Below are 26,127 nucleotides of genomic sequence, written 5' to 3' on the forward strand. Positions count from 1 at the left end.
ACGCCGGAGGTTGCCATTCATTTGTAAGTATTATATTCATATAAGAATGATGGCGCCGGAGCGGATCAACTGCAGGGGCGCTTGAGCAGTCCGGCACTGCGAGCGCGAACTTGTCCGACAGAAGGTGGCCCGATGTTCGAAACGACGCTTCCCCTCGAAGGTCTTCTGGTCGTCGACATGAGCCAGTTTCTATCCGGTCCCTATTGCTGCCTCCGCCTGCTCGATCTCGGAGCGCGGGTGATCAAGGTCGAACGGCCGGAGAGCGGCGACCTGTCGCGTCGCCTGTATCTCAGCGACGCAGAGATCGGCGGTGACTCCACGATCTTCCACGCGATCAACCGCGGCAAGGAAAGCCTGGCCCTCGATCTCAAGGACCCGAACGATTTGGCGGCGCTGCGCACGCTCCTCGCGCGTGCGGACGTTGTGGTTCAGAATTTCCGTCCCGGCGTCATCGAGCGAATCGGGCTCGACTACAATGCCGTGAGAGCGCTCAATCCGCGCATCGTCTACGCTTCCATCACGGGCTACGGCAAGGAGGGGCCGTGGGTGCAACGCCCGGGCCAGGACCTGCTGGCACAGTCCCGGTCCGGCGTGATGTGGCTGAATGGCGACGATGCCCAAGGACCGGTCCCTTTCGGGCTTGCGGTTGCCGACATGATGGCCGGCGCGACGATGGCCCAGGGTATTCTCGCTGCCCTGGTCCGACGCGGCGTGACTGGTGAGGGCGCTCATGTGGAGACGAGCTTGCTTGAAGCACTCATCGACTTCCAGCTCGAGGTGCTGACGGTACATCTGAATGACGGCGGGCGGCTGCCCAGCCGCTCCGCGCGTCGCAGCGCTCACGCCTATCTGGCCGCGCCATATGGCGTGTATCCGACCAAGGACGGGTTCCTGGCGATCGCCATGGCGCCGATCCCCAAACTCGCCGACCTGCTCGGCCTGGATGCGCTCGCACCCTATCGCGACGACCCCGCGAGCTGGTTCAATGACCGGGACGCTATCAAGGCCATCATCGCCCAGCGGCTGGCCGAGCGAACCAGTGACGACTGGCTCTCGATCCTCGAGCCCGCCGACATCTGGTGCGCGAAGGTCCTGACCTGGCCTGAATTGCTGGCGAGTGAGGGCTTCAAGTCGCTTGATATGCTGCAAACCGTGTCGCGCGCGGATGTCCGCATCCGGACCACGCGCGTGCCGCTACGTTTCGACGGCTTCAGGCCGAAGGGTGATCAGGCGGCGCCGAAGATCGGTGAGCATTCGGCCGTCCTCCGCCGGGAGTTCGGGTTGTGATCCATCTCAAGGGCATGACGTGGAGCCATCCGCGCGGCTACGACCCGCTGGTCGCGTGCTCGGAGATATGGCGACGGCGCACCGGAGTGAACGTCACCTGGGAGCAGCGTTCGCTTCAGGACTTCGAAAGCTTCCCGGTGATGGAACTCGCCGACCGCTATGATCTGATTGTGATCGATCATCCGCATGTCGGGCAAGTCACCGAGGAGAAGTGCCTGCTGCCGCTGGATGTCACCGGCCGGGCGGCGGAGCGGACTTTGCTCGAAGCCGCATCCGTCGGCCCGTCGTACCTTTCATATAGGTGGAATGGAAGACAATGGGCGTTTCCGATCGACGCGGCCACCCAGGTCCAGGCATTTCGACCGGACCGGCTGGCGCAAGCTCCGTCGGACTTCACCGAAGTGATGGAACTGGCGCGGCGCGGGCGAGTGGCACTTCCGCTCCGGCCGCCGCATTCCCTCATGGTGTTCTATACGCTTGCAGCGCATCTCGGCCAGCCATGCGGCATTGAACGGTCCCGGTTCGTGGATGCCGAGACGGGCCTCGAAGTGTGGCGCAGGATTCGCGAACTTGCCGAACTGATCGATCCCGCGGACCTCGACCGCGACCCGATCGCCGTGTTCGAAAGGATGGTCGATGATGCCTCGGAAATCGACTGCGTTCCGTTCATCTACGGTTACGTGTCCTACGCCCAGACTGCCTTCCGCCGACGACTGATCCGTTTCGCCAACATCCCGACGATCGGCTCGCGCAAGCCGATTGGCGCCGCGCTTGGCGGTACCGGAATTGCTGTTTCCGCCAAGACGTCGCACGCGATGCACGCCATCGATTTCGCCTATTGGGTCGCAAGCGCAGAGGTGCAGCGCGGACCTTACGCCGCTGCCGGCGGCCAGCCCGGACATGCAACCGCCTGGGATGATCCGGTTGTCAACAGCGCGACCGCGGAATTCTATCGGAGCACACGTGAGACGCTCGAAGGATCCTATGTGCGGCCGCGATACAATGGCTATATGGCGTTCCAGGCGGCGGCGTCAGAGCGGATCAATTCAGCGCTTAGAGCGCGCGAAAATGGTCTTGCATTGATCGGTGACCTCAATCGCCTGTTCGAGGCTGATCTTCCGATCGAACCCTAAGAGGTCGGCTGCGCAGTCTCGAAGCGCGGCCTACTTCTTCCCAGCCTGCCCGTAACTCAGCAGTCCACCCTTGGCCTTCGGCGGATGCGCGCGCAGGCCTTCTTCGTTCGGCTCGGTACCCCAGCCTGGCCGGTCCGGAATCACGAGGTGGCCGTCGACGATTTCAGGGACATGCGTGAACAGCTCATGGTCCCAGGCGAGCCGGTCGATGTCGGTCTCCATGATCCGCAAGTTCGGCACCGCCGCGGAGAAATGCGCGTTCATCATGGTGCAGAGGTGGCCGTAGAAATTATGCGGGGCGACGTTGACCTCGAAATGTTCGGCGGCGTTCGCGATCTTCATCGATTGCCAGACGCCGTTCCAGGGCGTGTCGATGATCGCGACGTCCATCGCCTGCTCGGTGAAGTAGGGCAGGAATTCGCGCAGGCCCAATAGCGTCTCGCAGGAGGAGATCGGATGCGGGCTCTGGCGGCGGATGTAACCTAGCGCTTGCGGGTTGAAGGTGTCGATTTCGACCCAGAACATGTCCATCTTCTCGATCGCCCGCAGGATCTTCAGATAGCCTTCGGTCTTGGCGTTGAAATTGAGATCGAGCAGGAGATCGACATCGGGCCCGGCGCCGTCGCGGATCGCCTCCAAATGCATGCAGAGATTGCGCAGCACCGTGCGGTCGACATTGATCTCGGGCTCGAACGGCGCGCCGAAGCCGGGCCGCCAGCCCTGCGGCTTGCCGTCGGTATAAACGAAGATGTTGGTCTTCAGCGCCGTGAAGCGCTTCTCGCGCACCTCGCGGCCGATCGCTTTGACGCCGTCGAGGTCGGTGATGGCCGGCTTGTACCAGTCGGGATGGTTGATGCGCCAGGTCGCGCAATGCGACCAGTAGACCCGAATGCGGTCGCGAATCTTGCCGCCGAGCAGCTCGTAGCAGGGCACGCCGAGCGCTTTCGCCTTGACGTCGAGCAGTGCGTTCTCGATCGCGCCGAGCGCCAGCGCCACCACGCCGCCGGCGGCCGGCCGGGTCGCGGAGAACAGTTCGGCATAGATACGCTCGTGCTGCAGCGCGTTCTTGCCGATGATCCGCGTCGACAGCCGCTCGATCGCGGCGGTGACACCGGGTGCGCCAAAGCCCTCGTCGAACTCGCTCCAGCCGACGACACCGTCTTCGGTTGTGATCTTGACGAAGTGGTAATTCCGCCAGCCGGCATCGCAGGCGAGCGTTTCGATGCTTCTGATGTTGGACGACTTGCCCATGGTTTCCTGCCCGGCGTTGTTGTTTCGTTGAGCCGATAACAACAATGGAACGGCCGGCGCGTCAATCACATCAGCGGCAATCCAGATCGGCAGGTTGCGATTAGCTCTTTGGCGGAAACAGCATTGGCCGGCGCCGTTCGAAGGTCTGGCGGCCGCCCTTGAAGCCCATGAGCACCTCGGGCAATTCCGCGATCGCGCCGCGGCCGCTATCGGTATCGAGCACGATGATGTCAGCGGGATTGCCGACGCTAATGCCGTAGTCCCGCAGGTTCATCAGGCGGGCAGGGAGGTCCGTCACCAGATCGAGGCAGGCGTCGAATTCGTTGACCTTGGCATGGGCGATGTTGGCGTAGAAATTGGCCATCCGCAGCAGCGAGGCATCGCCGAACGGCGTGAACGGATTTTGCACATTGTTGGTCGCGACAGAGCAGAGCACGCCGTCGGTGACGAGTTTGTGCGCGACGGTCAAGCCACGCGGCGCGTTATGTGTCGCGTCGCGCCCCAGCAGATAGAGGTCGGTCGCGGGTAGGACGGTGACCGCAACGCCAGCGTTTGCCAACCGTTCGGTCGCCGTCTTCAGCCGATCCGGTGGCAGCGCCGAGAGCTTGGTCGCATGGCCGATGGCGACGCGTCCTTGATAGTTCCGGCGCTCGGTCTGGCGACACACTTCTTCCATGTGCCACCAGGACGGATCGAGGTCGAAGTCAAGATGCAGATCGACGTCGACGTCGAACGCCTGCGCCAGATCGAAGATCTTCTCGATATGCGCGTTCGGATCGGTGTCCACATAGGGACAGCCGCCGATCGCCTCGCCGCCGTCGCGCAGCGCTGCGATCAGCAATTCCTCGGCGCCGGCATCATTGGTCAGCCCTTCCTGCGGGAACACGCACGGGGAAATATCGATCGCCCAGGCATAATCGCGCTTCAGCGCCTTGATCGCCTCGAAGCCGCGCAGGCCGATGCGCGGATCGATCTCCACATGCGTGCGCATCCGCGTCGTGCCAAAGGTGATCGCGCGCTCGATCACGCGCGCGCCCCGAGCATAGATGTCCTCGACGGTGAAATCGCGCTTCATCGCCGCCACCGCCCGGATGGCTTCGCTGACACTGCCATGGTCATGAGCGCAGCGGCCGAGCAAGCAGGCCTTGTCGAGATGGATATGCGTGTCGACGAAGCCCGACAGCACCAGCTTGCCGCCGACATCGATTTCCGCCGTCTCGCAAATGAGATGCGGTTCGATCGCCGCGATCCGGCCGCCGGCGATGCCGATATCGACCGGCGTGCTCGCACCTCGCGTGCGCACATTGCGGAAGACGAGATCGAAGGCGGTTCGCATCGTCGTCAGCGTCCGCGCGCCGCCTTAGGCAGTTTCACGACGCGGCCACCCTCCGCCTCTTCGGCATAGGGCGCGAGGATATCGAGCAGGTCGCGGCCGCGCTGCGGGACCGGAGTAACCAGCGCGCGGCCTGCCACCGAGTCCAGATGGCTGTGCATCAGGCTCATCACCTTCTCCTCGTCGCCCCTGACCAGCGCCGCAATGATCGCGCGATGCTCGTTGATGGCGCATTCCGAGGAATGCGGGCGGCTGAACAGCGACAGCGTCAGGCAGCAGCGATAGGCGATCTCGCTGACGTACCGGATCAGGATCGGGCTGTTGGTCATGTGCGCGAGCAGGATGTGGAATTCGGTCGCAAGCCGGATCGAGACCGGGTCCGAGCCGCCGCGCGCACGGTCCTCGGCATCGACATGCGCATTCAATTCCGCGATCTGCGCCTTGGTGAGCTTGCCGGCGAGATGGCGCACCACGAGCCGCTCGAGCTGAATCCGGACATCGAAGGCGTCGCGCGCATCCTGCCAGCTCGGCGTCGCCACCACGGCGATGCGGTTGCGGCGCAGTTCGACCAGCCCCTCGGCCGCCAATTGCCCGAGCGCATGGCGCGCAATGGTGCGGCTGACGCCGAAACGCTCGCCGAGCGAATCCTCCGGCAGCTTCGCGCCCGGCTCCAGCGCCTGCTCGATGATGGCGCGGCGGAGCGCGCGGCAGATCACGCTGACCTTGTCGGACGATTCAGCAGTCTTGCTGGCCGCGCGCGGCGCCATCGGTTGGTCCCGTAAGTGTGCTTGCGTGCCGATTCTTAGCACAGGCGTCCAATAATTGTGCGCACGAATTGCATGCACTTTGATGAGCCGATTGCCTAAAAAGAATCCGCCGGAGCAGTGCCGATTCCCCTGATCGCGTTGATTCCGTAGGAAAGCCGCGCTGGCATCTGGCTTGCATACATTTTCTGCCGTGATGCGCATGCAAGCAAATTCCGAATTCTCCGGCGAGCCGGTTCCTTCCGGAAGCGCGCCGATTGCCATTGAACTATCCGACGCCTCCGTGACGTTCGGCCGTGGCGCGCGTGCAGTGCCGGCGTTATCGACAACGACACTGCGGATCGCGGACGGCGAGTTCGTCGCGCTGGTCGGTCCGTCCGGCTGTGGCAAGTCGACGATCCTGCGGTTGGTCAGCGGCCTGGTGCAGCCGACCACGGGCGTCGTCATCGTCGGCGGCCGCGAGGTGGCGGCGCGCGCGATGCGGGTCGGCATGGCCTTCCAGAATCCGACCATGCTGCCATGGATGACGATCGAGCGGAACATCATGCTGCCGCTCAAGATCGTTGAGCCGTTCCGCTCGCAGTTCCGAAGACTCCGCAAGAGCGAATTCCGCGACAAGGCCAACGCGCTGTTGGAGCAGGTTGGCCTGAAAGGTTTTGGTGGCCGCTTTCCCTGGCAGCTATCCGGCGGCATGCTCCAGCGCGCCAACCTCTGCCGCGCGCTGATCCATGAGCCGCGCCTCTTGCTGCTCGACGAGCCGTTCGGCGCGCTCGACCAGTTCACGCGCGAGGAATTGTGGTCGATCCTGCAGGGGCTCTGGATGACGCACAAGCCGACGGTGCTGCTGGTCACCCACGATCTGCGCGAGGCCGGCTTTCTCGCCAGCCGCATCTGCGTGATGAGTGCGCGGCCTGGCCGCATCCTCGACGACAGCCATGTCGGCTTTGCCCGGCCGCGCACGGTGGCGATGACCTTCGAGCCTGATTTCGTCGCGCTGAACCAGAAGCTGCGCGCGATGATCGTTGACGCGCGCAGTGCAGTGCAGGGAGCGGTCTGAGATGACAGCACTCGATATCAAGCAGAAGGCGTGGTCGGCGGCGCTGATCGTGCTGTTCTTCGTCGCCTGGGAACTGTTCTGCCTGATGACCGGCATGTCCGATCTCGTGCTGCCGCGTCCGTCGCAGGTCTTCGTGACACTGTTCGAGCGCTTTCCGGTGCTGTGGCCGCACATCGTCCAGACGCTCGCGACCACGATGTTCGGCTTCGTATTGGGTGTGGCGCTCGGTGTCGTGCTCGGCGCCTTCATCGGCGTCTCGAAGACTGCCTATGACACGGCCTATCCGCTATTGATCGGCTTCTCCTCGATCCCGAAGGTCGCGGTGGTACCGATCTTCGTGCTCTGGTTCGGCTCCGGCACGGTGCCGGCGGTTCTCACCGCGCTGTCGATCTGCTTCTTCCCGATCGTCGTCAACATCGCCACCGGGCTTGCCACCACCGAACCCGAACTCGAGGACGTCTTGAAGGCGCTTGGCGCCAGCAAATTCGACATCCTCTGGAATGTCGGTCTGCCGCGAACGATGCCGTTCTTCTTCGCCTCGCTGAAGGTCGCGATTTCCTACGCCTTTGTCGGCGCGGTGCTCTCGGAGACCGTCGCCTCCAATCGCGGCATCGGCAATGTGATGATGACCGCATCCTCCAATTTCAACGTGCCGCTGGTGTTCGCCGGCCTGTTCGTGCTCGCCGGCCTCGGCGTCGCGCTCTACGTCGTGTTCTCGCTGATCGAAGGCCAGGTCACCGGCTGGGCCACGCGCAAGAACGACGCGATTGCCACCTGAGAAAGAGTTTTATCAACCATCATTCATGAGGTCGTCATGTCAAGGAAAGTGAGCGCCGCGCTGTTGGGACTAATCCTGTTAACAGGGCCAGCGGCGGCCGAGGAAACCACGATCAAGTTCACGCTCGGCTGGAAGACCCAAGGCTCCGACGCCGCCTTCTTCTACGCCAAGGACCATGGCTTCTTCAAAGAGGAAGGCCTCAACGTCGTCATCGATCAGGGCGAAGGCTCGGGCGCGACCGTGACACGCATCATGTCCGGCGCCTATGACGCCGGCTTCGGCGACGTCAATGCCATCATCCAGAATGCTTCGACCAAGCCGCAGGACGCGCCTGTGATGGTCTACATGATCTGGAACCAGCCGCCGTTCGCGATCGTCGCCAAGAAATCGAGCGGCATCAACACCATCAAGGATTTCGAAGGTCACACGCTCGGCGGCGCGCAGGGCACGCCGACCACGCGGCTGCTGCCGGTGTTCGTGCACAAGAACGGGCTCGATGGCGAGAAGATCAAGATCTCCAACATGGCGCCGAACCTGCAGGAGCCGATGCTGATCAAGGGCGACATCGACGCCGCGCTCGTCTTCAACATCACCAGCTATTTCAACCTGGTGCTGAACCGCCAGGATCCCGAGAAGGACTTCAAGTGGTTCTCGTTCGGCGATTACGGAATGGATCTCTATTCCAACGGCGTGATGGTCTCGCGCAAATTGCTCGCGTCCAATCCGAAGGCCGTCGCCGGCCTCGTCCGTGCCATCAACAAGGGCCTGATCGCAGTGGCAAAAGACCAGAACGCCGGCATGAAGGCCGCGGTGAATTTCGACAATTTGATCAATGTCGACGTCGAGAAGCGCCGCCTGCAATACTCCTTCGACAAGCTGATCGTCTCGCCGGAGATGAAGGAGATCGGCGTCGGCGACGTCAAGGATGACCGCATGGCCCGCGCCATCGGCATCATCGTCGAAGGCTATCAGCTCACCCGCACGCCGACGCCGTCCGAAATCTTTAGCCGCGAGTTCCTGCCGCCGCGGGCGGAGCGGGAGTTGGTCTACACCACTAACTGAGATAATCTGCGGTCATGGCGAACGAAGTCCCGGCACATAGCCTATTCGCCGGTCGTGACCGCGGCGTGCTCAACGACGTCGTGCTCCGGCACGACAACGGCATCATCACCTCCATCGACCGGGGAGCGCCGCCGGCGGGGCCGCGCTCCTTCGTGCTTCCTGCTTTCGTCAACGCCCATGATCATGCACGGCCGACCGCATCGTCCTTCGGCGCGCTCGGCATGCCCCTGGAGAGCTGGCTGCTGCGCTCCGCACTGGGCTCGCCGGTCGATCCCTATCTCACTGCGGCCTCCGCGCTGGCACGCTCGGCGCGCGCCGGCTGCGCTGCGATGATGGTGCATTACACCCGCCCGAGCGGAACCATGCCGCTGGTGGAGGAAGCCAAAGAGATCGCGCGCGCCGCTTCCGACGTCGGTATCCGCATCGCCTTTGCGATCGCGGTGCGCGACCAGAATCCGGTTGTCTATGGCGATGCCGAGCTGGTGCTATCAAATCTATCCGGCGACGATCGCAAGACGATCAAGGACCTGCTGGTCCGCGCGCCGATGTCGCCGAAGGCCTATATCGAACTGACCGACGCCATCGCCGCGGCGATTGCAGGCCCAAAGATCGACGTGCAGCTTGGCCCGGCCGGCGTGCAGTGGTGTTCCAAACCGTTGCTGGAGGCCGTCGCCGAAAATTCCGCGCTGACCGGCCGCCGCATTCACATGCATCTGCTGGAAACGATCTATCAGCGCGCCTGGGCGGACCAGAACTTTCCTGATGGCGTCGTCCGCTATCTGCGCGACATCGGCTTTCTCTCCGACCGCCTGACGCTCGCGCATTGCATCCATGCGCGACCTGACGAGCTGGACATGATCGCGGCCTCCGGGGCGCGCATTGTCACCAATTTCAGTTCCAACATGCATCTGCGTTCCGGCCTTGCGCCGATCGCCGCCGCGCACAAATGCGGCTGCGCGGTCGCGGTTGGCGTGGACGGGCTCGCGCTCGATGAGGACGACGACGTGCTACGCGAGATGCGGCTGGTGCAGATGATGCACGGCGGCGTCGGATTCAAGCGGACCTGGACGCCGGCCGAGTTCTTCGCGCTCGCGATCCGCAACGGCCGCCGCGCGACCGGCGCGCCGGGTAGCGGCGAGCTTTCGCCGGGCGCGCCGGCCGATTTCGTCACACTTGATCTCGATCGGCTCGACCGCGACCAGATCCTGCTGGTCGACCCGCTCGATCTCTTGTTCGCGCGCGGCAATGCGTCGCTGTTCAAGCAAGTCGTTGTCGATGGACGCACGATCGTCAGCGAAGGCCATGTCATCGGCGTCGATCTTCCTGCGATTGAACAGGAGTTGCGCGCGATCTATCGCAGCAGTGCTGCAAAACTCTCGCACTTCCAGCGCATGTGGCAACCGCTTTCGACTTCGCTCGAAAATTGGTTCGAAGCGCAATTCGACTGCCGCTAAACGCAAGCACGTCAAAGCGAATTCCGCAACGCGGGAGAATTTTCCGCTTGCATCATCGCGCCCGCAAGGTTTGATGGTCGCAACAAAAAATGAGCCGGTGCGTCGTTGGCGCTGGCCATGCGGGGTCTTAAGGAAACGTGATGGGCGCGTTGTCGCATCTGCGGATTATCGAGATCGGGAGCGCGGCTGCGATCAGCTATTGCGCGCGTTTGTTCGCCGATTTCGGCGCCACCGTGCAGAAGGTAGAGCCTCCAGCGGGCGATCCGCTTCGCCGCGCGGCGCCGTTAACTCCGAAAGGAGAGAGCGCCTGGTTCGCGTTCCTCAACTTCAACAAGTCGAGCGTCGTGTTCGATCGCTGGGATGCCAGCGCCTCGTCCCGCCTGACGGAACTCATCGAGTCCTGCGATATCCTGCTCGACGGCCGCGATATCGATGCGTCCGATTGTCCGCCCGTGGATCTCGCCGCCATCAAGGAGAAGCATCCCGGCCTGATCCATCTCGAAGCTGACTGGTTCGGCGATGTCGGTCCTTACGCCAGCTTTGCCGCAACCGACTCGACCATTCGCGCGCTGACCGGGCTGATCAAATTGGTGGGGCCGACCGAAGGGCCGCCGATGCACGCGCCGGATTTCCAGACCGGCATTCTGGCCGGGCTGTGGGGCTTTATCGCTGCGTCATCCTCGGTGCTGGGCCGGATGCAGGACGGGCGCGGGCGCGCGAGCCGCCTGAGCATCTTCGAATCCACCATCGCCGTGACCGAATACATCATGTTCGAGTCGTTTTCCCGCGGCGATATCATGCGGCGGATCGGCGTCAACCGCTTCTGGCCGACCTTTCCGGTCGGAATCTACGAAACCAAGCAGGGCTGGCTCGGCGTCACCACGGTGACACCGGCGCAATGGCGCTCGTTCTGCGAGATGCTGGGATTGCTCGAGCTGCGCGACGATCCAAAGCTGTTCCTCGGCGTCGATCGATTGCAGCATGTCGAGGCGATCGAAGCCAAATTCCTGCCGCGGCTGAAGCAGCGCACCGCACAGGAATGGCTTGCCGAAGGGCTGAAGCGCAAAATCCCGATCGTGCCGGTGCCTGAAGTCGCCGAGCTGATCGCCGATGGGGAGAAGCGGGCGCGCGGCGCGACCGTTCCCGTCACCATCGGCGAGGAGCGCGGATTTTCCGCCGGCTGCATGCAGCGGTTAACCGGCACGCCGCCGCGCCGCGGCGGCAAGGTTCCCGCCATCGGCGAACAGCAACAGATCGAGACGCCGCCGCGTGTGCCGCTGCCGGAGCGGAGCGGGCCGAACCGCTTGCCGCTCGAAGGCGTCCGCGTGATCGACTTCTCGATGGGCTGGGCCGGCCCGATCTGCACCCGCACGCTTGCCGATCTCGGGGCCGACGTCATCAAGATCGAGGCGATCCAGTATCCGGACTGGTGGCGCGGCGTCGACCGGCGGCCGGCCTATGTACTGGAGAAGATGTACGAGAAGTCGGTGCGCTATTGCATCATGAACCGCAACAAGCGCGCCATCACGCTCGACCTGACCCGGCCGCAAGGGCTCAGTCTTGCCAAACGGTTGCTCGCGGATGCGGACCTCGTCGTCGACAATTATTCGGTCGAGGTGCTGCCGAAACTCGGGCTCGGCTATGACGTGCTCAGCAAGCTGAACCCGAAGCTCGTGATGATGTCGATGTCGGCCTTCGGCGCGGGCAGCGTCCATCGCGATTGCCGCGCCTATGGCTCCACCCTGGAGCAAGGCTCGGGGCTGCCGAGCGTGGTCGGCGATGCCGGCGGGCCGCCGGTCATGAGCCACACCGCCTTTGGCGACGCCGTCGGCGGCCTCAACGGTTGCGCCGCAGTGCTCACCGCACTGATCCATGCGAAGCTGACCGGCAAGGGCCAGTTCATCGACCTTGCGCAGATCGAGTGCATGATGCCGTTCGCCGCGCCCTGGATCATCGCGCAGTCGATCGACGGAAAACCGCCGATCAAATACGGCAGTCGTCACCCGGACTTCGTGCCGCATGGCTGCTTCCGCTGTGCGGGCGAAGACAACTGGATCGTGATTGCCGCGTCCAGCGACGCGATGTGGCTGAGGCTCGCAACACTGCTCGGACGCGCCGACTGGGCCAGTGACGAAACGCTGAAGACTGCCGCCGGCCGGCGACGGATCGAAAGCGAGATCGAAGCGGCCATCGCGGCCTGGACCGCCGGACGCGATGCGGAAGAGGCGATGAACCTGCTGCAGACCGTAGGCGTTGCCGCCGGCGTGACGCGGCTGCCGATCGATCTCCTGCGTGACCCACAGCTTCAGGCGCGCGGCTTCATCCAGGAGGTCAATCGCGCTTTCATCGGAAAGCATCCGCAGCCGTCGATGCCGTTTCGTGAAAGCGCGCACCCGTTCCCGATCCGGCGGATACCGCCGACGCTGGGCGAGCACAACCACGAGATTCTTTCCGGCATGCTTGGCCTGTCGGAGGCCGAAATCGAGCAGCTTGAGCGCGACGGCATCATCGGAACCGAGATGCTGATGGAAGAAGAACTCGTGAAGAAGAAGCAGGCGGCGGGTTGATGGCCGCGGCTGCACGACAACAGTCCCGATCGGAAGCCGCGGCCGGCGCTGCGCCGCCGCTGATGTCGGTGCGCGGCCTCGGCATCCGCTTCAAGACCTCGGTCGGCGTCTGGCAGGCGACGCGCAAGATCGATTTCGATATCGCGCCCGGCGAGCGCGTCGGCATCGTCGGCGAGAGCGGCTGCGGCAAGACCATCACCGGCCTTTCGATCCTGCGGCTGTTGCCGCGCAATCTCGCCGGCCTCGACGGCTCGATCCTGTTCGACGGCACAGACCTCGTCTCCTGCAGCGCGCGGGCGATGCGCGCGATCCGCGGACGTCGGATCGCCATGATCTTCCAGGAGCCGATGAGCGCGCTCGATCCCGTCTTCAGCGTCGGCCACCAGATTGCCGAGACGCTGCGCGTTCATACCGGCGTCGGCAAGGAGGAGGCGAGGGCGAAGACACTCGAGATGCTGCGCCGGGTCGGCATCGCCTCGCCCGAGCGGCGGATCGACGACTATCCGCATCAGCTTTCCGGCGGCATGCGGCAGCGCGTGATGATCGCAGCCGCCCTGATCTGCGGCCCGCAGCTTCTGATCGCGGACGAGCCGACCACGGCGCTCGACGTCACCGTGCAGGCGCAGATTTTGGAGCTGCTCCGCGAGCTCAGCGAGACCTCGAACACCGCCTTGATGCTGATCACCCACGATCTCGGCGTGGTCGCCGAGACCTGCACGCGGATGATCACGATGTATGCCGGCGAGGTGATCGAGGACGCCCCGGTCGACGATGCGCTGGTGCGGCCGCTGCATCCCTACACCTCGGGCCTGTTGCGTTCGCTGCCGCACTTGAGCCCGCGCCACGGCCGGCTGCCGTCGATCCCGGGCCGTGTGCCCTCGATCGTCGATATGCCGAACGGCTGCCGCTTTCGCGCGCGCTGCGCCCATGCGGCACAGGGCTGCGAGGCTGAGCAGGAACTGCGCGACGCAGGAGGCGGCCGCAAGGTACGCTGCTGGCGCTTCCGCGAGCTCGATCTGCCGGGCGCGCTGCAGCACGCGGCATCGGCGCCGATCGCCGCGATTGCCGGGACGCAGTGATGCCGCTTGCCCCCGATATCAGGCAGGACACCATCGTCTCGGTGCGCGACCTCGAAGTGCACTTTCAGACCAGCGATCGCCGTGCCACCGTGAAGGCGGTTGATGGCGTCAATTTCGACGTCCGCCGCGGCGAGACCTTTGGGATCATCGGTGAATCCGGCTCAAGCAAGACCACGATCGGCCGCGCGCTGGTATTCCTGCTCAAGCCGAGCGCGGGCGCCATCCGGCATGAGGGGATCGATCCGCTGGCGCTGCCGCGGAAGAGATTTCAAAGCCACCGCCGCGACTACCAGATCATCTTCCAGGATCCGAATGCGGCGCTCAATCCGCGCATGACCATCCTCTCGTCAGTGCTGGAACCGCTCGAGCTTGCACGCGTCGGCACCGGTGCTGAGCGCGAGTGGCAGGCGAGAGAGGCGCTCGACCGCGTCGGCCTGCCACAGGACGTCGGCGAGCGCTATCCACACCAGCTTTCCGGCGGCCAGAAGCAGCGCGTGGTGATCGCCCGCGCCTTGACGCTGAAACCGAAGCTGATCGTCTGCGACGAGGTGGTGGCCGCGCTGGATATGTCCATTCGGGGCGATGTGCTCAATCTCTTCGCCGACCTGCAGCGTGAGCTCGGTCTCACCTATGTCTTCATCACCCACGATCTCGCGGTGGTCTCCCACATCAGCGAGCGTATCGCCGTGATGTATCTCGGCCGCTTCGTCGAACTTGGGCCGACCGAGCGCGTCTCCGAGCATCCGCTGCATCCCTATACGCAGGCGCTTTTGTCGGCCGAGCCGCGACCATTGCCGTCACACTTGCGCGAGGGCAGCCGCATCATGCTGCAGGGCGAGATTCCGAGCCCGATCGATCCGCCCTCGGGCTGCCGCTTCCGCACCCGCTGTGCCCACGCGCAGCCGCTCTGCGCCGAGAAGACGCCGGAGTGGCGCGAGCTTCACCCGGACCACTGGGTTGCCTGCCATTTCGCCGAGCATCCAAACTTTGCGCCAAACTAACAAGAATTGCCGGGAGGAGACGACATGACAGAGATGACGCGACGCGAGGCTATCGCGCTGACATCGGCGGCGATAGCCGGCGTGACGCTCGGTGGCCGTGCGTGGGCGGATGTCGCCCCGAAGCGGGGTGGCACCTTGCGCATCTCGGCGCCCGCCAATCCTTCGAGCCTCGATCCGGCCACCGGCGGCGCCGGCTCCGATCACGCCTTTCTGTTCACGATGTACGACACGCTGATCGAATGGGATTTCGAGACGCTGGCGCCCAAGCCCGGCCTTGCCGAGAGCTGGAAGTTTATAGATCCGAACACCCTGGTGCTCAACATCCGTACCGGCGTCACGTTTCACGATGGCACGCCGCTCGATGCGGAAGCCGTGAAATTCAACCTCGAGCGCAACAAGAGCGACCAGAAGTCCAACATCAAGGCTGATCTTGCTTCCGTGGCTTCGGTCGAGGTCACCAGCCCGACGCAGGTCACGCTGAAGCTGAGCACGCCCGACACCGCGCTGCCTCTCATCCTCTCCGACCGCGCCGGCATGATGGTCTCGCCATCAGCGCTGAAGGCGGCCGAAGGCGGCACCGTCGCGCGCAAGCCGGTCGGCGCCGGCGCCTACGCGTTCATTAGCTGGGCGGATGGCGAGCGCATCGTCGTCAAGCGCAACGAGAAATACTGGAAGCCGAACCGTCCTCTTCCCGACGGCATCGAGTTTTCGATCATCCCGGAACTCACCACCGGTGCACGTTCCGTCACCGCCGGACAGAACGACCTGATCTATCAACTGCCGCCGCGCCAGAAGGCCATCCTCGATCGCGCCAGCAGCATCAAGGTCGTGAGCGGGCCGACGCTTTATGTCCTGCAGATCTTCCTGAACTGGGCCAAGCCGCCCTTCGACAATCCAAAGGTCCGCCAGGCCCTCAACTTCGCGATCGAGCGCGAGTCCTTCGTGAAGGCGGCGCTCGCCGGGCTGGCGGAGCCCGCCTACATGAACCTGCCGAAGGCACATTGGGCCTACGATAAATCGGTCGCCGCGCTCTACCCCTACGATCCCGACAAAGCGCGCAAGCTGCTGGCGGAAGCCGGTTTCAAGGATGGTCTCACGCTCGATCTCCTCGGTTATCCTGACCAGGACTCGGTGCAGCGCCAGGAAATCCTGATCGAGCAGCTCCGCAAGGCGGGCATGACCGCACGGTTCTCGAACGCGCCGATTGCGGAAGCATCCGCCGCCTTCTTCGCCAGCGAAAAGCGAGGCTCCGGCCTGCTGTCGGCATGGACCGGGCGGCCGGACCCGAGCCTGACCTATTCGCTGATGTTTACCAAGGACGCCTATTACAATGCCGGCCGCGCGCCGGTGCCGCCGGAACTCGAGGCCGCGATCAAGGAATCGCGGGCATCGGAAGACATCGAGCAGCGCCGCAAGGCCTTCGCCACCGTGCAGCGGCTGGTGATGGAGAACGCCTTCGTCGCGCCGCTCGCCTTCCAGTTCGAGCTGGTCGCGATGAACAAGAAGGTGCAGGGTTATCGGCCGAACCTTCTCGGCAAGCCGAAATACGACGACGTCTGGCTGGAGAGCTGAGGAACATGGCGCGACGCAGTCCGGTCAGGGTTGTCGGCAGCCGCCTGTTGCAGGCGCTGCCCGTGATCGTGCTCGCGACCTTCATGGTGTTCGCGCTGCTGAAGCTCGTGCCCGGCGACATCGCGGTGACGCTCGCGGGCGACAACGCCTCGGATGCGCGCATTGCCGAGATCCGCAGCATCTACGGGCTCGATCGGCCGTTCCTGGTGCAATACGCCGTCTGGCTCGGCAACGTCGTGCAGGGCGACCTCTCGCAATCGCTATTGACGGGCGAGCAGGTCGCAACCTCGATCGGCCGCGCCTTTCCGAACACGCTTCTGATCGTGGTGATCGCTCTGATCCTCGCGCTCATGACCGGCATTCCGATGGGCGTGATTGCGGCGATCAAGCCCAATGGCTGGGTCGACAAGGCCGTCAGCATGATCGCCTCGCTCGGCGTCGCCATTCCCGGCTTCTGGCTCGCGATGATCCTGGTCGCCGAAATCTCGCTCAGGCTCAACTGGCTGCCGGCGACCGGAGCCAAATCCTTCACCGCGTCTCCGTTCGAGGCGATCAGGCACGCGCTGTTGCCGGGGATTGCGATCGCGGCCTACGGCATGGCCGAAGTGGCGCGTCAGCTCCGCGGCTCGCTGCTGGAAGTGCTATCGTCGCAATATGTGCGGACGCTGCACGCCAAGGGATTGTCGATGAGCCGCATCCTCTGGCAGCACGGGCTGAAGAACGTCAGCGTCAACCTCTTCACCATCATCAGCCTGCTCGTGAACCGGATGCTGGCCGCGACCGTCGTCATCGAAGCGGTGTTCGCCATTCCCGGTCTCGGCAGCCTGATCGTGCGCGGCGCGATCCAGCGGGATTTCCCGATCGTGCAGGGCGTCGTGTTCACCATGGTGATCGTGGTGATCCTGGTCAACCTGATCACCGATCTGCTCTGCGCCGCCATTGATCCGAGGATCGAGCAATGACCGACCTCGCGCTGGCCTCTGCGCGACCGCCTGCCAAGCCGACCCGGCTGCGCCGCTTCCTGCGCTGGCTGGCCGGAGATCTGCGGGCCGCGCTTGCGATCCTCGTGCTGCTGGTGCTCGTCGTCGTCGCGATCGGCGCGCCGTGGATCGCGCCCTATTCTCCGACCGTGCAGGACGTCAACAACATGCTGGCGCCGCCGGGCCCGGCGCATCTGCTCGGAACCGATGACCTCGGCCGCGACATCTTCAGCCGCCTGATCTACGGCGCGCCGGCGACCGTCTACGCCAGCGTGCTCGCGGTCTCCGTGGCGGTCGCCATCGGCCTGCCGGTCGGGCTGGTCGCCGGCTTCTTCGGCGGCTGGACCGACGATATCATCAGCCGCATCATCGACACCTTCCTGTCGTTCCCGGCAATCGTGCTGGCGATCGCGGTGACCGGCGCGCTCGGCATCGGGCTCACCAACGGCATGATCGCGGTCGGCATCGTGATGTTTCCGGCGCTCGCCCGCATCGTCCGGGCGCGGACGCTGGTGGTGCGGCAGGAGCTGTATGTCGATGCCTCCAGGTGTTTCGGCGCGCCGGCCTGGCATATCCTGTGGCGGCACGTGCTGCCGAACGCGCTGCAGCCCGTCATCGTGCAGGTGACATTGCTGCTGGCCGCGGCGCTGCTGGCGGAAGCAAGCCTCAGCTTCCTCGGTCTCGGCATCCAGCCGCCGAACCCGAGCTGGGGCGCGATGCTGGCGCGCGCCTACCAATATATGGAGATCGCGCCGGAGCAGATGTATGCGCCCGGCGTCGCCATTCTGGTCGTGTCGCTGGCCTTCAACGCGCTCGGAGAGTCCTTGCGCATCGTGCTCGATCCGACCATGAAGGATCGATAGAGCATGATTGCACTGCGTTGGTGCCTCGTCGAAGGTACCCCACCTCTCTCCAGCGGGGAGAGGTCGGATCGCATCGCAAGATGCGATCCGGGTGAGGGGATACGCTTTCTCGTGGGACCTGCTGCCCCTCACCCGGCGCTGCGCGCCGACCTCTCCCCGTCGGGGAGAGGTGGAAGCTCGCGGCCTGATCTAGAGTTTTCATGGAAACGTTCATGTCCTTCAAGAAATTGCTGATCGCCAATCGCGGCGAGGTCGCCATCCGTATCGCCCGCGCGGCGGGCGAAAGCGGCATCGCCACCGTCGCGATCTATCCGGCCGATGACGCGACGTCGCGGCATGTCCGCGCGGCGGACGAGGCGCACGAGATTCCGGGCCGCGGCGCGCGCGCCTATCTCGATATCGAAGCGGTGATCGGCGCAGCCAAGGCTGCGAAATGCGACGCGCTGCATCCCGGCTATGGTTTTCTCAGCGAGAACGCGGCGCTGGCGCGGCGCTGCGCTGCGGAGGGGATCACCTTTGTCGGACCGTCGCCGGAGGCGCTGGAACTGTTCGGCGACAAGGCGAAAGCCAAGGCGCTGGCGAAAAGCTGCAGCGTGCCGATCATATCAGGCACCAGCGGCCCGACCAGCCTGGAGGAAGCCAAGGCCTTCTTCGCCTCGCTCGGCCCCGGCGGCGCCGTCATGGTCAAGGCGATCGCCGGCGGCGGCGGGCGCGGCATGCGCATCGTCGATGACGCCGCCAAGCTGGAGCAGGCCTATGCGCGCTGCCAGTCCGAGGCCAAGGCGGCCTTCGGCAACGATGGTGTCTATGTCGAGCGGCTGATCCGAAAAGCGCGTCATATCGAGGTGCAGATCATCGGCGACCGCTCCGGTCAGATCAGCCATTTGTGGGAGCGCGAGTGTACGATCCAGCGGCGCAACCAGAAACTGATCGAGGCGGCGCCAAGCCCGTCGCTGAGCGAGGCCCAGCGCTCGCGCATCATCGAAGCCGCGAAGAAGCTGGCAGCCGCCGCGCGCTATGACAATCTCGGCACCTTCGAATTCCTCGTTGACGACGAGGCACGTGAAGGCGAGGGCGCCTTCGCCTTCATCGAGGCCAATCCGCGATTGCAGGTCGAGCACACCGTCACTGAGGAGGTGCTCGGCATCGATCTCGTCAAGGCGCAACTTGCCGTCGCCTCGGGCGCGACGCTGGCCTCGCTCGGTCTGGCGCAGGCAGCGATCCCGTCGCCGCGCGGCTTTGCGATGCAGCTCCGCGTCAACATGGAAGTGATGAACGAGAAGGGCGAGACCAAACCGACCGGTGGGACGTTGTCGGTGTTCGACCTGCCGTCCGGCCCGGGCGTGCGGGTCGATACCTTTGGTTATACGGGGTACAAGACCAGCGCCGCCTTCGATTCCCTGCTCGCGAAGGTGATCGTGCATTCGCCGAGCGCGAATTGGGCCGACGTCGTTCAGAAAGCGCTCCGCACCCTGTGCGAATTCCGCATCGGCGGCGTCGCCACCAACATCCCGTTCCTCGGCGCGATCCTCGCGCATCCGGATTTTGCCGCCAACCGGGTCAGCACCAATTTCATCGATGCGCATGCCGGCTCGCTGGTCGCCGCGGCGAAGGAAGCCGATGAGCCAGTGCTGGTTGAGGTCAACGGCGGCGCTGCTGCGTCGGTCGGACAGTCGACGGGCGAGGCAGGCCCGGAAGGCTCCGTCGCCGTCCCGGCACCACTGCAGGGAACCATCGTTGCAATCGATGTCGCCGCGGGCGATCTCGTCCGTCCGGGCCAGCAGATCGCAGTGCTCGAATCCATGAAGATGGAGCATCTCGTCACCGCGCCGCATGGCGGCAGGGTGACGAAGATCGCCGGTGGCGTCGGCGTCACGCTGATGCATGGCGAGGCGATTCTGTTCATCGAGCCTGCCGAGGTCGACAGCCACCATGTCGCCGAGGAAGCGGAGATCGATCTCGACTACATCCGTCCCGATCTCGCCGAGGTGATCGCCCGCCACGCGATCACGCTGGATGAGAACCGGCCAGCTTCCGTCGAGCGCCGGCGTAAGACCAACCAGCGCACCGCGCGCGAGAACGTCGCCCATCTCGTCGACGAAGGCTCGTTTGTCGAATACGGCTCGCTCGCCATCGCCGCGCAGCGCCGCCGGCGCAAGGTCGACGATCTCATTCGCAACACGCCGGCCGACGGCCTGATCACCGGCGTCGCCACCGTGAATGCTGATAAATTCGGCGGGGAAGCCGCGCGCTGCATGGTGATCGCCTACGACTACACCGTGCTCGCGGGCACGCAGGGCCATATGAACCACAAGAAGATCGACCGCATGCTCACGCTGACCGAGCAGTGGCGATTGCCGCTGGTGTTCTACGCCGAGGGCGGCGGCGGGCGGCCGGGTGATACGGACCGGCTCGGCATGACCGGGCTCGACGGCCCGTCCTTCGTGCAGTTCGCGCGGCTCTCCGGCCTCGTCCCCGTCATCGGCGTGGTCTCCGGCTATTGCTTTGCCGGCAACGCCGCGATGCTCGGCTGCTGCGACGTCATCATCGCGACGAAGAACGCGTCGATCGGCATGGGCGGGCCGGCGATGATCGAAGGCGGCGGCCTCGGCGTCTATCATCCGGCCGAGGTCGGTCCGGTGTCGTTCCAGGCGCCGAACGGCGTCATCGACATCCTCGTGGAGGATGAGGCGGAGGCGACCGTCGCCGCGCAAAAATACCTGTCCTACTTCCAGGGCGCGACCGGCGACTGGAAGGCGCCGGACCAGCGGCTGCTCCGCCGCGCGATCCCGGAGAACCGGTTGCGCGTCTACGACATCCGCAAGGTGATCGATCTCCTCGCCGACGAGGGCTCCGTGCTCGAAATCCGCCGCGACTTCGGCGTCGGCATGATCACCGCTTTCATCCGCATCGAAGGCAAGCCGTTCGGCCTGATCGCCAACAATCCGAAGCACCTCGGCGGCGCGATCGATGCGCCGGCCGGTGACAAGGCCGCGCGCTTCATGCAGCTTTGCGATGCCTTCGACATCCCGATCATCTCGCTCTGCGACACGCCCGGCTTCATGGTCGGGCCGGAAGCCGAAAAGACCGCGATCGTGCGTCACGTCTCGCGCATGTTCGTCACCGGCGCGAGTCTCACCGTGCCGCTGTTCGGCATCGTGCTGCGCAAGGGCTATGGCCTCGGCGCGCAATCTATGATCGGCGGCGGCTTTCACGCGTCGTTCTTCACGGTGGCCTGGCCGACCGGCGAGTTCGGCGGCATGGGCCTGGAAGGCTATGTGCGGCTCGGCTTCCGCAAGGAGATGGAAGCGATCGAGGATCCGGTCGAACGCGAAAAATATTACCAGGCCAAGGTGGCCGAGCTCTATGCCAACGGCAAGGCGGTCTCGATCGCCTCCGTGCTCGAGATCGACGAGGTGATCGATCCCGCGCAAACCCGCCACTGGATCATGTCAGGTCTGCGCTCGGTGCCGAAACCCGCGCCGCGCACCCACCGCAAGCGCCCCTGTATCGATGCGTGGTAGGTTTGAGTTTGTAGAGTTTGTAGGATGGGTAGAGCGAAAGCGAAACCCATCAGCTTCGATCGCCATCGACGCGGGTGATGGGTTTCGCTTTCGCTCTACCCATCCTACGAAAGATCGTGCCCGACCATGATCGCGCCCAAAAGACGGAGTGCAATCCGAAGCAGCGTTCTCCCGCCAAGGCCCGACATGCGACACAGAGTTTCTATCGCCCTTATTCTCGCAACCCTCGCTGGTGCTGGCATAGCCACCGCGCAGGACCGGAGGATGACCGAGCTATTAGCGCCGCGCGATCCCGGCCCCAAGGAGGCAGTCCGGCTCAAGGTCGTAACCGGTCCGTTGCCGTTCGGCGCGCGCCTTGTTGTGAAGACCGAGCAAGGCGACGTGATCGGCTCGATTATGACCTACGGCGTGCCGGGTCCGAATGACACCCGTTCCGAAACCTTCCCCGTTCAGTCGAGGAACGTGGTCAACAAGCGCCTGCGGGTGCAAGTGCTGGTGGAAGCGCCGGGCGCGATGACGCGATCCGCAACGCCGGACGAAATCCGCGGGCTCGACGTGATGATCGTGCCGCGCGTGCAATGACCTGCCGCTTTACTCCGCATCCGGTTTTCCCCTATCGTCTAGCCAACAACGCGCCGTCATTGCGAGCGTAGCGAAGCAATCCATCTGTCCGCCCGCTGAGGCGTGGATTGCTTCGCTTCGCTCGCAATGACGGACAAATAATTCCAGGGGAAACCCCAATGAACGATCCCGTTGACGTCCTGATCATCGGCGCCGGCGCGTCCGGCGCTGCGGTGGCGTGGTCGCTGGCCGAGACGAAAATGCACATCCTCTGCCTGGAGCAGGGTGGCTGGATGAACCCGGCGGAATATCCGAGCACCGGGCGGGACTGGGAGGCCAAGTTCTATGGCGACTGGTCGACCAGCCCGAACGTCCGCGGGCGGCCCGAGGATTATCCCATCAACGACGACAACTCGCCGATCAAGGTCGTCAACTTCAACGCCGTCGGCGGCTCGACCGTGATGTACACGGCGCATTGGCCGCGGTTGCATCCGTCCGACTTCAAGGTGAAGACACTCGACGGCGTCGCCGATGACTGGCCGATCGACTACGACGCACTCACTCCGTTCTTCGAAGAGAACGACCGGATGATGGGCGTATCGGGCCTGTCAGGCGATCCGCTTTCGCCATTGACGCACCCGCCGATGCCGCCGCAGCCGCTCGGACTTTCCGGTCCGTTGATCGGCAAGGCCATGAACAAGCTCGGCTGGCACTGGTGGCCGTCGGACACCACGGTCGCGACAATGGATTATGAGGGCAGGGCACGCTGCATCAATCTCGGCCATTGCACCCCGGCCTGCGCGCAAGGCGCGAAAGCCTCGACCGACATCACGTATTGGCCGCATGCGATCCGCGCCGGCGTCGAAATCAAGACGCATTGCCGCGTGCGCGAGATCCTGACCAACGAGCACGGCATGGCGTCCGGCGTCGTCTATTACGACAAGGACGGTGTCGAGCAGTTTCAGCCGGCCGAGGTCGTCATCATCGCCTGCAACGGCGTCGGCACGCCACGGCTGCTCTTGAACTCCGTCTCCGGCCGCTTTCCGAACGGCCTCGCCAATTCATCAGGCCTGGTCGGCAAGAACCTGATGTTCCATCCCTATGCGCAGATCTACGGTTTCGTGAAGGAGCCGACCGACAGCAACCGCGCGCCGCCGACTTGCCTGTGGAGCAAGGAGTTCTACGACACCGACCTCTCGCGCGGCTTCGTCCGCGGTTACGGCATCCAGTTCGGCCGCGGCGCAGGGCCGGTGTTCGAGGCCGTCGCGAGCGAGCAGAAGGGCATTCTGCCGTGGGGGGCGGACCATCACCGCGTCTTCCGCAGGCTCAACGGCCACCGCCTCGCGGTCTCTGCGATCTGCGAGGATCTCCCCGAGGAGCACAACCGTGTCACGCTCGATCCCGTGTTGAAGGACAGCCACGGCATTCCCGCCCCGAAGATCGACTACACGATCAGCGAGAACAGCCGGAAGATGATGGAGCATGGGCTGGCGCGCGGCCGCGAGATTCTCGAGGCCGCCGGCGCGACTGATATCTGCACCAATAATCCGATCCCCTGGGGCGGCTGGCATCTGCTCGGCACCGCGCGGATGGGCACCGATCCTGCGCGCTCCGTTGTCAACGAGTGGGGCCGGTCGCATGACGTGAAGAACCTGTTCATCGTCGACGGCAGCGTCTTCGTCACCTCAGGCGGCGTCAACCCGACCTCGACCATCCAGGCGATCGCGCTCTACGTCGCCGACCAGATGAAGCAGCGCCTTGCCAATTTGTTCGATTGAGGAAGCGATGTCAGCCGAAACGCTCACCCAAACCCAGCGCGACGATCTCAGGACGATCGCCGCGATGATCATTCCCGAGAGTGCCGAGTACAAGGTGCCCGGCGCCGACGATCGGGCCATCCAGGCTGACATCCTCGCAACGCTCGGCCGCGACACCGAACCGGTGCGCGCGGCGCTCGACCATCTCGCGCGTCTCGCCGGCAAGCCGCTTGCCGAGCTTGACACGGTGCAGCGCGATCAGGTCGCGAAGCAATTCCGCGCGACCGGCGGAGTCCCTGCGGCAACGCTCGTTCGCGTGGTCCTGCAATGCTACTACCGCGACGACCGCGTGCTGCGCTCGCTCGGATACGAGCTCCGCGCCCCCTTCCCGAAGGGCCACACGCTGGAGCAGGGCGACTGGTCGTTGCTTGATCCCGTCAGGGCGCGCGGGGGCAGCTTGCGGCGAGCGCCCTAGCAGGAAGTCGTAGCCCGGGTGGAGCGGAACGCGTAACCCGGGATATCCATATCCGCGGCTACGACGGGTCCGGGTTACGCTGGCGCTTCACCCGGGCTACGTCCCGACCGAGCGGAGAGAGCTCCGGCGCCCTAGCCGTTTGGGCAGGTCTGAGCCCGGCACGGGCACCTTGCGCATGAGGAACTCGGCTCCCATTTGAATGAGCCGAAGGAACCCTCACCATGTTGGATATCACCTCAAATAACGCCGGTGACGCGCTGTCACCGCGAACGACCGAAGCTATCCCGGCCGACGACCGGGCGTTGCTCGATGCCTATTCCAACGCCGTGATCGACGTGACCGAACGCGTCGGCCCCGCGGTGGTGCGCGTCGAGACTGGCCCGAAAGTGCGAACGCCGCGTGAGCGCGGCGGGCTCGGTTCAGGCATCGTCATCTCGCCCGACGGCTTCGTGCTGACCAACAGCCACGTGGTCGGCTCGTCGAAAGAGATCCGCCTGCGTGACACCGAGGGATTCGTCACCGACGCCCATGTGCTCGGCGTCGATCCCGACACCGATCTCGCATTGTTGCGGGCCGATGGCGCGCGCGATCTGCCTTACGCCTCGCTCGGCGATTCCAAGCAACTCCGGCGCGGCCAGCTCGTGGTCGCGATCGGCAATCCGCTCGGCTTTGAATCGACGGTCACCGCCGGCGTGGTGTCGGCGCTCGGGCGCTCGATCCGCTCGGTCAGCGGGCGCACGATCGAGGACGTGATCCAGACCGATGCCGCGCTGAACCCCGGCAATTCCGGCGGCCCTCTGGTGTCGTCGAATTCGCAGGTGATCGGCATCAACACTGCGATCATCAACGGCGCGCAGGGCATCTGCTTTGCGGTCGCGAGCAACACCGCGCAGTTCGTGCTGTCGGAGATCATCCGCCACGGTTATGTCCGCCGCGCCTTCATCGGCGTCGCCGGCCAGACCGCGCCGATCCCGCGGCGCCATGCGGTGCTCGCCGGCGTCGAGAACAAGATGGGCGCGCTGCTCGCGCAGATCGAGCCGGACAGCCCGGCCGCGAGAGCGGGGCTGCTGCCCGGGGACGTCGTGATCAAGCTCGACGGCATCGACATCAATGGCGTCGACGACCTGATCCGCGCGCTCGACCGCGACCGCATCGACCGCACGCTGGCCATGGACGTCCTGCGTCTGGGCCGCCTGCGCGCGATCGACATCCACCCGATCGAACGCAAGCCGGCGAGGTAGTCGTTCTCAGCTCGTCATGCGCGGGCTTGACCCGCGCATCCATCAAGAAAAGTGTTCTTGCGAAGGGATGGATTGCCGGGTCAAGCCCGGCAATGACGAGTACAATGTCAGTGCTTCAGCGTCACCAGCAGCCCGTTGCCAGACCATCGCAGCCCTGGAGTTGCCAATTGATGTGCCCCCGCCCCTTGCGGGAGAGGGCAGCTCAGTCGTCAGCAGCAAACTCATTTGGGTGAGGGGTTCTCTCCACGAGCACAAGAGCGTGTGGAGAGAACCCCTTGTATCTGCACGGCCATGATCTGTGCGATGGAAGCGACCTAGCGCCTTGGCCGGTGGCCACCGGCCAAGGCGCGTGGCGAAGTCGCCCGTTACCCCTCCGGCCACAACCGTG

The 26,127-nt window shown here is 64.6% G+C and carries 20 protein-coding genes; 17 read left to right on the forward strand and 3 right to left on the reverse strand.

Going from position 1 to position 26,127, the window contains the following annotated elements:
* Positions 1-132: 132 nt before the first annotated feature.
* Together ACZIRK_RS35070 and ACZIRK_RS35075 are read left to right on the forward strand one after the other, a co-directional pair.
* On the forward strand, positions 133-1,287 hold the full coding sequence (locus ACZIRK_RS35070) for a CaiB/BaiF CoA transferase family protein (RefSeq protein ID WP_474419039.1): 1,155 nt from the start codon (positions 133-135) through the stop codon (positions 1,285-1,287).
* A gap of 14 nt (positions 1,288-1,301) precedes the next feature.
* Positions 1,302-2,420, forward strand: coding sequence for an extracellular solute-binding protein (locus ACZIRK_RS35075; protein ID WP_474419055.1), 1,119 nt, complete (start codon positions 1,302-1,304; stop codon positions 2,418-2,420).
* A 30-nt stretch (positions 2,421-2,450) separates the two neighbouring features.
* On the opposite strand, the gene ACZIRK_RS35080 is transcribed toward ACZIRK_RS35075, so the two are convergent.
* The 3 genes from ACZIRK_RS35080 to ACZIRK_RS35090 form a co-directional block, all read right to left on the reverse strand.
* Entirely contained in the window at positions 2,451-3,671 is a 1,221-nt protein-coding gene (locus tag ACZIRK_RS35080) for a mandelate racemase/muconate lactonizing enzyme family protein (RefSeq protein ID WP_456644003.1), read from the reverse strand.
* A 100-nt stretch (positions 3,672-3,771) separates the two neighbouring features.
* The gene (locus ACZIRK_RS35085) at positions 3,772-5,007 is read right to left on the reverse strand and encodes an amidohydrolase family protein (protein WP_474419040.1); all 1,236 of its coding nucleotides are present in this window, start codon (positions 5,005-5,007) and stop codon (positions 3,772-3,774) included.
* A 5-nt stretch (positions 5,008-5,012) separates the two neighbouring features.
* Entirely contained in the window at positions 5,013-5,771 is a 759-nt protein-coding gene (locus tag ACZIRK_RS35090; RefSeq protein WP_456644005.1) for a GntR family transcriptional regulator, read from the reverse strand.
* A 199-nt stretch (positions 5,772-5,970) separates the two neighbouring features.
* Here ACZIRK_RS35090 and ACZIRK_RS35095 point away from each other — a divergent pair, with 199 nt between their 5' ends.
* From ACZIRK_RS35095 to ACZIRK_RS35165, 15 genes are all read left to right on the forward strand, one after another.
* Positions 5,971-6,825, forward strand: a complete 855-nt coding sequence (locus tag ACZIRK_RS35095; protein ID WP_474419041.1) for an ABC transporter ATP-binding protein — start codon at positions 5,971-5,973, stop codon at positions 6,823-6,825.
* Between the two features lies 1 nt (position 6,826).
* The gene (locus ACZIRK_RS35100; protein ID WP_474419042.1) at positions 6,827-7,603 is read left to right on the forward strand and encodes an ABC transporter permease; all 777 of its coding nucleotides are present in this window, start codon (positions 6,827-6,829) and stop codon (positions 7,601-7,603) included.
* 36 nt (positions 7,604-7,639) lie between these two features.
* Positions 7,640-8,665 (forward strand): ABC transporter substrate-binding protein, encoded by a 1,026-nt coding sequence (locus ACZIRK_RS35105; RefSeq protein WP_456644008.1) that lies wholly within the window; start codon positions 7,640-7,642, stop codon positions 8,663-8,665.
* 14 nt (positions 8,666-8,679) lie between these two features.
* Positions 8,680-10,119, forward strand: a complete 1,440-nt coding sequence (locus ACZIRK_RS35110) for an amidohydrolase family protein (RefSeq protein ID WP_474419043.1) — start codon at positions 8,680-8,682, stop codon at positions 10,117-10,119.
* A 140-nt stretch (positions 10,120-10,259) separates the two neighbouring features.
* Positions 10,260-12,686 carry a CaiB/BaiF CoA-transferase family protein gene (locus ACZIRK_RS35115; RefSeq protein WP_474419044.1) on the forward strand — a complete coding sequence of 809 codons (2,427 nt, stop codon included), beginning with the start codon at positions 10,260-10,262 and terminating at the stop codon, positions 12,684-12,686.
* Complete coding sequence (locus ACZIRK_RS35120; protein ID WP_474419045.1) at positions 12,686-13,765, forward strand: ABC transporter ATP-binding protein; 1,080 nt, start codon at positions 12,686-12,688, stop codon at positions 13,763-13,765. Before ACZIRK_RS35115 ends, ACZIRK_RS35120 begins: the two co-directional genes overlap by 1 nt.
* The gene (locus ACZIRK_RS35125) at positions 13,765-14,766 is read left to right on the forward strand and encodes an ABC transporter ATP-binding protein (RefSeq protein ID WP_474419046.1); all 1,002 of its coding nucleotides are present in this window, start codon (positions 13,765-13,767) and stop codon (positions 14,764-14,766) included. Before ACZIRK_RS35120 ends, ACZIRK_RS35125 begins: the two co-directional genes overlap by 1 nt.
* Before the next feature lie 24 nt (positions 14,767-14,790).
* A complete protein-coding gene (locus ACZIRK_RS35130; protein WP_474419047.1) occupies positions 14,791-16,338 on the forward strand; it encodes an ABC transporter substrate-binding protein in 1,548 nt (515 codons plus the stop codon).
* A gap of 5 nt (positions 16,339-16,343) precedes the next feature.
* Complete coding sequence (locus ACZIRK_RS35135) at positions 16,344-17,300, forward strand: ABC transporter permease (RefSeq protein WP_474419048.1); 957 nt, start codon at positions 16,344-16,346, stop codon at positions 17,298-17,300.
* A complete protein-coding gene (locus ACZIRK_RS35140) occupies positions 17,297-18,181 on the forward strand; it encodes an ABC transporter permease (RefSeq protein WP_474419049.1) in 885 nt (294 codons plus the stop codon). Before ACZIRK_RS35135 ends, ACZIRK_RS35140 begins: the two co-directional genes overlap by 4 nt.
* A 212-nt stretch (positions 18,182-18,393) precedes the next feature.
* The gene (locus ACZIRK_RS35145) at positions 18,394-21,705 is read left to right on the forward strand and encodes a carboxyl transferase domain-containing protein (protein ID WP_474419050.1); all 3,312 of its coding nucleotides are present in this window, start codon (positions 18,394-18,396) and stop codon (positions 21,703-21,705) included.
* A 264-nt stretch (positions 21,706-21,969) separates the two neighbouring features.
* Positions 21,970-22,287, forward strand: a complete 318-nt coding sequence (locus tag ACZIRK_RS35150) for a hypothetical protein (RefSeq protein ID WP_474419051.1) — start codon at positions 21,970-21,972, stop codon at positions 22,285-22,287.
* Between the two features lie 158 nt (positions 22,288-22,445).
* The gene (locus ACZIRK_RS35155; protein ID WP_474419052.1) at positions 22,446-24,044 is read left to right on the forward strand and encodes a GMC family oxidoreductase; all 1,599 of its coding nucleotides are present in this window, start codon (positions 22,446-22,448) and stop codon (positions 24,042-24,044) included.
* 7 nt (positions 24,045-24,051) lie between these two features.
* Positions 24,052-24,498, forward strand: a complete 447-nt coding sequence (locus ACZIRK_RS35160; protein ID WP_474419053.1) for a hypothetical protein — start codon at positions 24,052-24,054, stop codon at positions 24,496-24,498.
* A 221-nt stretch (positions 24,499-24,719) separates the two neighbouring features.
* Entirely contained in the window at positions 24,720-25,739 is a 1,020-nt protein-coding gene (locus tag ACZIRK_RS35165; protein ID WP_474419054.1) for a S1C family serine protease, read from the forward strand.
* The last annotated feature ends 388 nt before the right edge of the window (positions 25,740-26,127 follow it).

This window comes from Bradyrhizobium sp. Leo114 (assembly GCF_055229415.2).